This is a genomic window from Shewanella sp. MF05913 (genome assembly GCF_059758095.1).
Genome location: NZ_JCAYNT010000013.1, coordinates 132,648 through 143,942, shown reverse-complemented (window position 1 = coordinate 143,942; position 11,295 = coordinate 132,648). Strand labels below are relative to the sequence as shown.

The window sequence follows — 11,295 nt, the reverse complement described above, 5'->3', positions numbered from 1 at the left end:
ATAAATGGTTTAATCCCATTTGATTACATCATGGCTTGCCTTAATGAACTGTGTAAACCAGCACCGGATATCGACAACCTGTTACCATGGAATTTTAAACAATAGGTGTGGTTCGCTAGACGGTTACCGAAAAAGTAGTGATAAGCCTGTTGCTAACACAACGGCTTTTTTACGTCTGTAGTTTAGCCAATATGATCATAGAAAGAAGCATGATAACAGTGTGGCCGATATGCTCATGCGAGAGTAGGTCATTTCCAGGCGCCTAATTTTCCTGAAAATAGGGTGATAAGTTCGATGCTAATGCGATGTGTTTAAGTTCTGCAATTTAGTCATTGGCTCAATGCCAGATATGATAATTGCCTGGGTAATATTCCGGACATTAAAAAGCCATCTATCTTGATGGCTTTGGTATCTCTCAGTATAAGGTTAACAACTTATCGAGGATAGGTTTATTGGCTTCTGGGAATTCATAGTCTTTGAGCGCATTAATATCTACCCATTTTACTTGCTGGCCTTCTACACCAATAGCGTTTCCTGTGAAGTCTGTGACTAGATGAATGTCTAATCGCACATGCTTGTCTGGGTAATCGTGGCTAATATCCATAAATTCAGTGGTATGATTTACGTCGAGGTCCACTTCCTCTTTTAGCTCACGGATTAATGCTTGTGTTACTGATTCGTCCAGCTCTACCTTGCCACCGGGAAACTCCCATTTGCCACCTTGATGAAGATGATCATGACGTTTAGCCAATAGCACTTGTTTTTGTTTATTTATAATTACGCCAACGGCGACATGTATTCTCTTTTGCATGTTAGCTCTTATGATATCGCCATTATTGTTTAAAGAAGTCTTCTTCATCGTAACCAATATCGTCGATCATATCTGGGTCGATATTGTCTTTAACCGGAATGCTGTGCTTCTCGCTTGCCCAGTCACCTAAATCGATGAGTTTACATCTTTCGCTACAAAAGGGCTTAAATAATGCTTCCGCACTCCATAGCACTGATGTACTGCAAATGGGGCATTTTACTGTTAATGGCATATTGTTATCTCTTACTCCACTTAATGCTGTTAAAGCAGGTCAGTGTTAGTTGTGATTATGATGTGATGTTAAAGGGTTTAGCTGCAGGTTGCTAGTGAGAACTCAATCGATGTATTTGTGTGGCGGTGTAAATTGAAGTCGACAAAATGAATCGCGTAACGGTTTTTATGACCGCTGATGGTTGGATAACAATTTTGAGCGGCATTCACTCGAACACGGATCAGTGAAAGCGGTTGTGATGATTCACCTTGATAAAAACCTGCAGCAGCTCGTAGCTCATTAAACTCAGCGGTCTGTCTATACAGTTGTAATAAAAGCGCTATAGGGGCTAATAACGGTTGATACTGAAGTAACCAATGCTCTATGTCTTGCTGTCGTTGTGGCCAACTTTTACCTAACCAAAAATGTAACTGTGGTAAATCAAAATTGCAGTATGCCCCTGCCATATTAAAACGCTGTCGTAATGCGGTAATAAACTTATCTTGTTTAATGCTACAACCAATTCTTTCTGGGGTTTGTAATGAGGCTTTACATGCAGATAACTGTTCAATGAGAGGGTTAATTTGTTCGCTATCGCTCAGTTGCAATAAATTTATTTGGCTAAGCTGTTGTATCTGCTTTTCAATGTCTTTGAGCACTTCAGAGCGGTAATCACAGCGTTCTGTTAGCTCTGCTAGCGCAAATAAGGGATAAAAGCATTGGTTTTGTTGATCTTGGAGGATATTGCTTTGCAATTGCTGAGCAAGGTTTTCTAGGCGTAAATAACTGCGTATTTTTTCATTTAAAGGTTGTTCGTAAATTAAATCAGTCATTGGGCTTAGTTAATAACTCGGCTGCTTGTTGTAAAAAGAGTTGATGCAGGCGACTTACTTGGCTGCGCAACAGGTTAATGTCTCCTTGATTATCGATAATGTGGTCGGCTTTATCGAGTCGTTGCTGTCTGCTCATTTGGCTTGCGAGTATATGCTCAACTTGCTGTTGGCTGACACCATCACGTTGTATCGTCCTTGAAATTTGCAATTCTGGGGAAATGTCTACCACCAAAGTTGTAGTCACTAAACTATCTAATTGGTTTTCAAATAGCAAGGGCACAACCATAATCACATAAGCAGAAGTCGATGCATTAACTTGCTCTAGCATGGTTTGACGGATCATCGGGTGTAAGAGATTATTAAGCCATAGTCTTTGTTGTTGATTATCGAAGACTTGACTGCGCAAGGCTGCTCTATCGAGTTCTCCGTTTGGTAACAGTATCTTAGTACCAAAATGCTCAGCTATTGCTTTGAGTCCTTTTGAGCCAGGCTCAACCACTTCTCTGGCAATTATATCGGCATCAACAAGCTCGATGCCGTTTTCGGCAAATAGATTAGCAACGGTGGTTTTTCCGCTCGCGATACCACCTGTGAGACCGACAATAAACTTTTTATCGGTCATAAGGTGCTCAGATACCAATTAAGAATATCTTGTCCCCAGACGAGCGCTATCCAACCGGCGGCGGCAATATAAGGGCCAAAAGGAATAGGGTTACCTTTATTAAGCTTTTTAGTGATAATCATCATGATGCCGACCACTGCGCCGACAAGTGATGACAATAAGATGATCAGTGGCAGCGTTTGCCAACCTAGCCAGGCACCAAATACGGCTAACAGCTTAAAATCACCGTAGCCCATACCTTCCTTGCCAGTCACGAGTTTAAATAACCAAAATACAGACCACAGGCTTAAATAACCTGCAGCGGCGCCAATAATCGCATCTTGTGGGCTGGCATAAATGCCTTTGAGATTGATGACTAGCCCTAACCATAATATCGGTAAGGTCAGTTGGTCTGGTAAGAGCATTTCATCTAAATCTATGCCGGTTAACGCCACTAACACAAAGGTTAATATGCTGGCATAGACAAACTGCCATGTCGGACCAAAATAGAAAGCCAGCGTGGCGATGAGTAAACCCGTAAGCAGCTCAATAATAGGATAGCGTGCAGAAATCGCGGTTTTGCAATTGGCACATTTTCCCTTTAACGATAACCACCCCAAAATGGGTAAGTTATGCCATGGCTTAATATCGCATTTGCATTTAGGGCACGCAGAGCCTGGCACCACGATATTGTATTTTGTTGGATACTCATCGATTGGCTTATTTAAACGTTCATTACCGATTTGTTTAACAATATCGGGGTGATATTCATTTAAGTAAAAATTGCATTCACTTTGCCATTCGCGCTTCATCATCACAGGTAGGCGATGAATCACCACGTTAAGAAAGCTGCCAATGGTGGCAGCAAAGATAAAGCTAATAACAACAAACACCCAAGGATATTGATGCATTGTTGTCACAAAAGTTGAGATAAATTCAGTCATTTTTCTTATTTTTTATTGTTGGACATTAGCCGACAACGTTACCCATTTCAAAAATAGGTAAATACATGCCGACAATCAGTCCGCCAACAACGGTACCAATCACCACCATCATGATAGGTTCAATCAGGCTAGACAGACCATCAACAGCATCATCGACTTGCATTTCATAGATGTTGGAGACTTTGTTGAGCATTTCATCCAGGCCGCCAGATTCTTCACCAATCATCACCATCTGAATCAACATATCTGGGAAAAGACCAGTTGTTCGCATGGCGACGTTCATTTGCATCCCCGCCATCACTTCTTGACGGACTTTAAGTAACGCCTTGCGATAAACATAGTTGCCAGAGGCGCCAGCTGCAGATTCTAAGCCATCAATTAAGGGGACACCTGCCGCGAATGTGGTGGCTAAGGTGCGAGCAAAACGAGCCATGGCTGCTTTATGGAGAATCTCACCGATAGCAGGTATTTTTAAAACAAGTTCATCAATTCGATTCCTAAAAGTTAGTGAGCTTCTATGGGTTTTTATAAATAACCAAACACCAATAAATATTGCCGCCGCGAAAAAGTACCAAGAACCTTGCAGCCACCTTGAAACATTAATGATTAACTGGGTAAATGCTGGCAGTTCCGCGCCAAAGCCATTAAAAATATCTTCAAATTGCGGAACAACAAATAGCAATAATAAAGTCGTTACTAATATTGCCACAATAACAACTGCCGCTGGATAGAACATGGCTTTTTTTATTTTTGACTTTAGTATTTCTGCTTTTTCTCGATACGTTGCAACTCGATCGAAAACAGCATCGAGTGAACCGGAGTGCTCACCCGCAGCCACTAGGTCGACATATAAGTCATCAAAATATATACGATGCGGTCTTAATGAATCCGATAAAGGAATACCTGATTGGACATCGGATAATATAGTGGCAAGCAATTCTCTTACTTTTGCTTTTTCATGACCTCGTCCTAGTAATTCAATGGTGGTTACTAGCGGCACACCAGCGGATAGCATAGTGGCAATTTGACGGGTGATCATGGCAATGTCCATTGCGGTGATCTTTTTCTCTGACTTCCATAAAGGGGCAGACTTTTTACGGACCCCTTTTGGGGTTACACCTTGAGCTTTTAAAACACTGCGAATTTCAGCTATGCTTGAGCCACGTAATTCACCTGAAGTACGCGCACCATCACGATTGACCCCTTTCCACTCAAATGTAAACACCTTGGGTTGGTGTTTTTGAGTTTGTTTTCTGGTTTTAGGTTTTCTTTTTGCTGCTGCAGTGGCCATAGAGCCAATCCTTTTTTGGCGCGCTCTTATCAATAATTCAGACAGTTCAGAGCGATTTTGCAAAGTGGAATAAATCGATATCGTTAATTTTGATACTCTAGACTAGTTAAAAGCTAGTGACACGATTTATTTCGGCAATACTGGTTACACCATGAATCACTTTAAGCAAACCTGATTGGCGTAAATCTCGCATACCTTGTTGTTTGGCAATCGTGGCGATTTGTAAGGAGTTGCCGCCTTCCATGATAGTGCGGGCAATATCATCGCTCATCTTCATCACTTCGTAAATACCGACACGGCCTTTATAGCCGCCGGAACATAATTCACAGCCTACCGGTTTAAATACGCTAATACCTTTATTTATGTCAGCTTCTTGAAAGCCTAGACGCTGCAATTCTGCTATGGGCACATCTTCAACTTGCTTACAGGCAGGGCATAAACGTCTAGCAAGACGCTGGGCAATAATTAAGTTTACCGAGCTGGCAATGTTATAACCTGGTACTCCCATGTTGATTAAGCGGGTTAAGGTTTCTGCCGCGGAGTTGGTATGCAAGGTTGATAATACTAAGTGACCTGTTTGCGCTGCTTTGATAGCAATTTCTGCCGTTTCTAGGTCGCGGATTTCACCTACCATCACTACATCAGGGTCTTGACGTAAAAAGGAGCGTAGCGCTGACGCAAAAGTTAAACCGGCCTTTAAGTTAATATGAACCTGGTTAACGCCTTCGAGGTTAATCTCTACCGGATCTTCTGCTGTTGAGATATTACGCTCTTCAGTATTAAGGATATTAAGCCCAGTATATAGGGATACGGTTTTCCCCGAACCTGTCGGTCCTGTGACTAAAATCATCCCTTGAGGCTTGGCAAGCATTTCTTCGTACAATAAGCGCTGATCATCTTCATAGCCAAGCTTTTCAATCCCAAGCTGGGCGGATGATGAGTCCAAAATACGCATTACAATTTTTTCGCCCCAAATTGTGGGCAGGGTGCTGACACGAAAATCGATGGATTTGGTGCGCGACAGCTTCATTTTAATCCGGCCATCTTGCGGTACGCGGCGCTCGGCAATGTCGAGCTTGGACATCACCTTTAAGCGAGCTGAGATCCTGTTTGATAGATTGACAGGAGGCTCAGATACTTCATGCAAAATGCCGTCGATACGAAAGCGAATGCGGTAGCGTTTTTCATACGGTTCAAAATGTAAATCTGAGGCGCCTTTACGAATCGCATCAGTGAGAATTTTATTGATATAAATAACGATAGGCGCATCATCACTGCTGTCACCGCTTGGCTCATCTTGGCGACTAGTATCAGTTATTTCTATCGAGGCAAGTGCTTCTTCGTCAGCACCAGCTAAATCTAAACCAGAAATATCATCTTCGATAATTTTTTCTAGTGCTTTAAGCAGTTTATCGTCTTCAACAAGAATCGCTTCGGCGTGCAAGCCTAAGCTAAATTGAAAATCCTCAAGAGCAGCTATATTGGTTGGATCAGAGGTCGCTATATAAAGGCGATTGCCGCGTTTGAATAGAGGTAAGCACTTGTGTTTCTCGATGAGTTTTTTATTGAGTAGCTCTTCAGGAATACTAAATATATCAAACTCATTTAAATCTAAAAGAGGGGTTCCGTATTCTTCATAACATAATTCAGCTATTTCACGTGAAGAGAGTATTTTAGATAAAGTTAATGTAGTAACTAAAGACTGTTTTGCTTTACGAGATTCTGATATGGCTACAGTTATCAGCTCTTCACTAAGTAATCCTTTGCGAATAAAAAGTGTGGACAAGCCTAAATGAAGAGCTGAATTTGACATTTTAATTATTTATCTTGACAGAAACCAGCTGTTAAACAGGTAGACGCAGCATCTACAGCCCAAGTTACATTACCAGAAGCAACTGTACCATTTAATATATAATCATATGCGCCAGCAGCAGCAGTACCCTTAGCCGTAATTTTTGGGCCTGCAGCAACTAAAATAGAAGCTAAATTGTCAGTAGCTGCTGGATCAGGTAAACCAGCGGAGCCCTTTGTTAAACATTTAGCAGCATCACCATATTGATTCACACAAACGGTGATGGCTGTTTTCATCGCCGCCATTGAAGTGTTAACTTCAGCAAAACGAGCTTTTTTTGTGTAATCCTGATAAGCAGGCAGTGCGATTGCAGCAAGAATACCGATGATCGCGACTACGATCATTAATTCAATAAGAGTAAAACCCTTAGCGTTTTTGATTTGGTTGATACCTTTCATTTTTCTCTCCGTAAAATTAGGCCGGGTAGTATCAATCCTCGATGGCGAAGCACCCATTTTCTAGTATGAAGTGAATCCGCTGGCATTCCATTTGCCGAAAACCTTAAGCACATTGTGTGGTTGTCGATGTTATATCGACATAACCACGTTTTAGTTTAACTAACATTTTTATGTTGTGGTGTTTGTTGATACGCAATAAGCGTATTGACATGCACGTTAACGTCAATAAATGCTAGCAGATTATTTACTTAATGACATTTCGGCTGAGCAGTAAACCTAGAGTAAATACGCTAACGTTAACATGCAGACCATATACATTTGAGTAATTAGTCTATTACAGACCGGCACAAATGTAGACTAAATGTTAATATTTTTGCACGTATTTACACTTTGGAGGTTACTGTGCATGGCCGAAAGGCCAACTCGCCTACGGTAAACGTTAGTATAAACTGTTACAAAATGGAATAGTTTTACCGTACAAATAAAAAATAAATATCTAAAATTGCTGTAAATTCACATTTTCCGCACATTATACGATAAGTTTTTTTTGACATGCTAGCTTTATGCGTTATTTTTTTGACATAAATGTAACAATGCCGTTTTGTTGGCGCTTTTTATGGCTGCAGAAAGCCTAGATTCGAGAGCGCTACGCTGCTAGGTTCTAGGGCGCTTTGCTGCTAGGTTCTAGAGCGCTACGCTGCTAGGTTCTAGAGCGCTGCGCTGCTAGGTTCTAGGGCGCTGCGCTGCTAGGTTCTAGGGCGCTGCGCTGCTAGGTTCTAGGGCGCTTCGCTGCTAGGTTCTAGGTCGCTACGCTGCTAGGTTCTAGGTCGCTACGCTGCTAGGTTCTAGGTCGCTACGCTTCTAGGTTCTAGCCCGCTCTAGAACCTAGTATCTCAATCTTAGCAGCGAAGCTGTCCTAGAAGCGCAGCGACCTAGCAGGACGCAGTCCGCCCTAGAACCTAGGATCTCGTATCTAGCAGCGAAGCTGTCCTAGAAACGCAGCGACCTAGCAGGACGGAGTCCGCCCTAGAACCTAGATCCTAGATCCTAGAAGCATCACGCTTTCAACCGAAGTGATAAGTCTAAGGCTTTAACGTGCTTAGTTAGTGCGCCTACCGATATATAATCAACGCCGGTTTGTGCAAAGGTGGCGAGGGTGTCTAGGGTGACATTGCCCGATACTTCTAGCTTTGCGCCCTGGCCTTGGTCTTTATAACGGTTATTAATGCTGACAGCGTCGACCATCATGGTGACGTCGAAGTTGTCGAGCATAATAATGTCTGCACCGCCTTCGAGTGCCTGAGTTAGCTCGTCAAGTGATTCAACTTCAACTTCTACTGGCTTGCGGTCGTCTAATGCGCGAGCTGCGGTAATGGCTTGTGAAATTCCGCCACAGGCCATGATGTGATTTTCTTTGATTAAAAAGGCATCAAATAAGCCGATGCGATGGTTTTTGCCGCCGCCGCAGGTTACCGCATATTTTTGTGCCGTACGTAACCCTGGGATGGTTTTACGGGTATCGAGTAAGCGAGTATGGGTGCCCGAGAGTTTGTCGACATAATGTTTGGTGAGTGTGGCAGTGCCAGACAAGGTTTGAATAAAGTTCATTGCAGTGCGCTCGCCGGTTAAAATGGCGCGTGCAGGACCCGACAGTTCACATAAGACTTGATTAGGTACTATTAAGTCGCCGTCGTCGACATGCCAATGCAGCACGACTTCGCCACCTAGCTGATTAAATACCTGTTCGGCCCAAGCTTTACCGCAAAATACACCGTCTTCTCGAGTGATTAAACTGCCTGAAACGTGTTTGTCAGCAGGAATGAGTTGTGCAGTAATGTCTGCCGTTAGCATCTGTTCGATAGTGTTATGAGCGCTGTGACCTAGGTCTTCATCGAGTGCTGTTTTTACTGCGTGGCGGATGTCATTTTCTAACATAAGCAAAGTCCTTGCAAAAGAGCGTGATAGGGCAAAACGATAGCCTATTAATGGGATGGTCGTTTACCGAAAAGCATTTGCACAAGATTATCATATTTACACGACTGTCTGACACTCAGTCATGGGCAATTTTTAACATTGGTATTCGGGTTCAAATATCTTGGGTTCAAATAGCCACTGGGTGAGTTTGGTTGGGCTTTATGCTTTGTCGCTAACGATCAGCGTAGAATAACGATGTATCAAATCAGCAACGCGGCTGAAAGCCAACCCATTCTTGTTTAGTACACATCTTGAGGTGGCTTGGGTATAACTGCTAAATTACAGTATCGACATTGAATTAAGGTTGCTATGGCTATTGGAGTATTAGACAAGGGTTGGTTAAACAGCGCGCGTCAGTGTGTGTCGCCTCATTTTAATCAACGGCCTGAGGGCGAAGTGAGCTTGTTGGTGGTGCATAACATCAGTTTGCCGGCTGGCTATTTTGGTTTGCCGCACATTGATGGGTTGTTTCAGGGCTGTTTAGACATTAACGCGGATGACAGCTTTGCTGAGTTGGCGGGTTTACAGGTATCGGCACATTTTTTAATTCGCCGTGATGGCGAGGTGGTGCAATATGTCAGTTGTGATGATCGTGCCTGGCATGCTGGCGTATCAAGTTTTAATGATCGCAGTGGCTGTAATGACTTTGCCGTTGGCATTGAGATGGAAGGTACCGACGTTAGCGGCTATACCGATGAGCAATATCAACAATTAACGCTGTTAACATTGGCCTTAATGGCGCAGTATCCTATGATTACCTTAAACAATATTGTTGGTCATTGTGATATTGCTCCGGGACGTAAAACCGATCCTGGTAATAGCTTTGATTGGCCACGTTACAAGCAAGCCATTTTAACAGCAACAACTTGAATACTTTATAAGATTCATTATCGTGCGTTAACTGTTTTATACAACATCGGCCGTTCACTGTTTTACACAATAGTTCTTGATACGATAGATCATCGATTAAAAGGATATTCATGGCGTTATTTTCATTATTAGTCGCGATTTTAGTCGAGCGACTTAAATTACTGCCCAGTGGGTTGCAGTTTGATCGCTTAATGACGCGTTACCATAAACAATTTTGGGATGCTGAGTCGTTAGCGACTGAATTTGGCGTGGCAATGGCGCTGATACTGCCGGCGTTAGTGGTGTTTGTGGTGAGCCATTTATTGCAGGGTATGTTGTTCGATTTACTCAGTTTGTTGTTTTGGGTTGTGGTGTCGATGATTTGTTTTAGTCACCAACATTTACGTGCTGTGTTTAAACAGTATATCCAGGCGGCTTGCCGTGGTGATGTGCAGGCATGTTACCGATATGCGGGGCAGCTTGATTGTACCGAATGCCTTGATGTGGTTGATGAACAAGATTTAGGCGAAAAAGTGGGGCAAACGGTTGCGTGGATTAACTATCGTTATTACGGCGCAGTGGCGTTGTTTTTAATCTTTTTAGGCCCTGTTGGTGCGGTGTTGTATTGCACCGTGCGTTTTTACAGTGACTTTAATGTTAAAAACCAAACTAAAATGCCGCTGGTAGATGATTTGCAAACCTTGCTTGATTGGTTACCAAGCCGGTTGTTTAGTTTTGGTTACGTGTTGAGTGGTCAATTTAGCAGTGGTTTACGAGCGTGGCGCCAACATGGGTTAAGAATTCGTTGTGATGCTAAGACTATTGTGACTCAAACGGCCGTTGCGGCAGAGTCGTTGCCCGAGGCGGGTAATGCACCTATTAGTGTGCAGTCTACTTTAGCGTTACTGGCATTAAGTAAGCGCAACTTTGTATTGTTACTGACTTTAGTGTCGGTATTAACTATTTTTGGATTTGTGAGTTAGTTGGGAGCTAGGTGCTAGGTACTAGGGCGGACTGCGTCCTGCTAGGACGGACTGCGTCCTGCTAGGACAGCTTCGCTGCTGAGATTTTATCGTTTCTAGCAGCGTAGCGCTCTAGCCTCTAGCCTCTAGGCTTTTTGCTACTAGATCCTAGAGCGGACTGCGTCCTGCTAGGACAGCTTCGCTGCTGAGATTTTATAGCCTTCTAGCAGCGTAGCGCTCTAGCCTCTAGGCTTTTTGCTACTAGATCCTAGGGCGGACTTCGTCCTGCTAGGATAGCTTAGCTGCTGAGATTTTATAGCCTTCTAGCAGCGTAGCGCTCTAGTTTCTAGATTTTAGGGTTGCCCCTTTGCTGCTGAGATTTTATCGTTTCTAGCAGCGTAGCGCTCTAGTTCCTAGCTTCATAGCTCTTCGTTTTTAGTGCTTTCGGGTAAATGGTCTGACCCCTTTAATTCAAATATCGGTTATGCTCATGGATTGAGCGTTTTAAACAAACTTGTGCTTAGTTGTCAATAAGCTGATAACTAGACACGGCCTGTATGATTTGATAA

The 11,295-nt window shown here is 43.0% G+C and carries 11 protein-coding genes; 2 read left to right on the top strand and 9 right to left on the bottom strand.

What is annotated here, in order from left to right; translation table 11 throughout:
* Positions 1-415 precede the first annotated feature (415 nt).
* From mutT to nadC, 9 genes are all read right to left on the bottom strand, one after another.
* A complete protein-coding gene (gene mutT, locus AC19MV_RS15375) occupies positions 416-811 on the bottom strand; it encodes an 8-oxo-dGTP diphosphatase MutT (protein WP_498308672.1) in 396 nt (131 codons plus the stop codon).
* 22 nt (positions 812-833) lie between these two features.
* The gene (gene yacG, locus AC19MV_RS15370; protein WP_432400770.1) at positions 834-1,043 is read right to left on the bottom strand and encodes a DNA gyrase inhibitor YacG; all 210 of its coding nucleotides are present in this window, start codon (positions 1,041-1,043) and stop codon (positions 834-836) included.
* 77 nt (positions 1,044-1,120) lie between these two features.
* Positions 1,121-1,855 (bottom strand): cell division protein ZapD, encoded by a 735-nt coding sequence (gene zapD, locus AC19MV_RS15365; RefSeq protein ID WP_498308671.1) that lies wholly within the window; start codon positions 1,853-1,855, stop codon positions 1,121-1,123.
* Positions 1,848-2,477, bottom strand: coding sequence for a dephospho-CoA kinase (gene coaE / locus AC19MV_RS15360; protein WP_498308670.1), 630 nt, complete (start codon positions 2,475-2,477; stop codon positions 1,848-1,850). Before coaE ends, zapD begins: the two co-directional genes overlap by 8 nt.
* Positions 2,474-3,400: a prepilin peptidase gene (locus tag AC19MV_RS15355; RefSeq protein ID WP_498308668.1), complete on the bottom strand. Its 927-nt coding sequence runs from the start codon at positions 3,398-3,400 to the stop codon at positions 2,474-2,476. The genes coaE and AC19MV_RS15355 overlap by 4 nt, the downstream gene beginning before the upstream one ends.
* A gap of 25 nt (positions 3,401-3,425) precedes the next feature.
* Positions 3,426-4,691, bottom strand: a complete 1,266-nt coding sequence (locus AC19MV_RS15350; RefSeq protein WP_498308667.1) for a type II secretion system F family protein — start codon at positions 4,689-4,691, stop codon at positions 3,426-3,428.
* 106 nt (positions 4,692-4,797) lie between these two features.
* Positions 4,798-6,504: a type IV-A pilus assembly ATPase PilB gene (gene pilB, locus AC19MV_RS15345; protein WP_498308665.1), complete on the bottom strand. Its 1,707-nt coding sequence runs from the start codon at positions 6,502-6,504 to the stop codon at positions 4,798-4,800.
* Positions 6,505-6,509: 5 nt separating this feature from the next.
* Complete coding sequence (locus AC19MV_RS15340) at positions 6,510-6,941, bottom strand: pilin (protein ID WP_498308663.1); 432 nt, start codon at positions 6,939-6,941, stop codon at positions 6,510-6,512.
* 1,056 nt (positions 6,942-7,997) lie between these two features.
* A complete protein-coding gene (nadC, locus tag AC19MV_RS15335; protein ID WP_498308661.1) occupies positions 7,998-8,876 on the bottom strand; it encodes a carboxylating nicotinate-nucleotide diphosphorylase in 879 nt (292 codons plus the stop codon).
* 348 nt (positions 8,877-9,224) lie between these two features.
* Between nadC and ampD the strand changes: the two genes are divergently transcribed.
* Positions 9,225-9,785, top strand: a complete 561-nt coding sequence (gene ampD, locus AC19MV_RS15330) for a 1,6-anhydro-N-acetylmuramyl-L-alanine amidase AmpD (RefSeq protein ID WP_498308659.1) — start codon at positions 9,225-9,227, stop codon at positions 9,783-9,785.
* Between the two features lie 110 nt (positions 9,786-9,895).
* The gene (gene ampE / locus AC19MV_RS15325; protein WP_498308658.1) at positions 9,896-10,747 is read left to right on the top strand and encodes a beta-lactamase regulator AmpE; all 852 of its coding nucleotides are present in this window, start codon (positions 9,896-9,898) and stop codon (positions 10,745-10,747) included.
* Positions 10,748-11,295 lie beyond the last annotated feature (548 nt).